At 59.2% G+C, this 480-nt stretch carries 1 protein-coding gene; it reads left to right on the top strand.

What is annotated here, in order from left to right; all coding sequences use genetic code 11:
* Positions 1-182: 182 nt before the first annotated feature.
* On the top strand, positions 183-480 hold a 298-nt coding region (locus QP415_RS10790; protein WP_285100047.1), incomplete at its 3' end, for a hypothetical protein.

The raw sequence follows: 480 nt of genomic DNA on the forward strand, positions 1-480 counted from the left end.
GTCTGGAGCTTTCAAAACTACATCAGACAGAGGTGAACGCTATGGGTAGAGGAGGAGCGAGGGTCCGCTCTGGGCCACCAGCAAATGAGAACTCGGGCCGGTCCGCCCGACGCGGTTTTTCTCTGAAAGCCCTGCCCCCAACAGGCAGGCGCGGCAGGCCACCAAAGTTCCCGCTGCCAGAAATGAGTGAGCGGGAAGAAGAAGTTTGGAAGAGCCTTTGGAAAAGCCCCCAGGCGGTGGCCTGGTCGATGCCCGAAAACAAGTGGATGCACCATCTGGTCGGCTTATACACGCGGGTTCTCGTAAAGTGCGAGAGCCCCTCTACGCCGCCTTCCTTACTGGCGCAGCTGCACCGGATAGGAGACCAGATGGGGATGACCCCGGCGGGTCTTTCTTTCCTCGGATGGAAAATCGCCGAGGAAAGCGAGTCTAAGAGCGCCCCTAAGCCTAAAAGAAATGCTTCAGCGGGGGCGCGCACAC

The sequence above is a fragment of the Pauljensenia sp. UMB3104 genome (assembly GCF_030217285.1).
Classification (GTDB): domain Bacteria; phylum Actinomycetota; class Actinomycetes; order Actinomycetales; family Actinomycetaceae; genus Pauljensenia.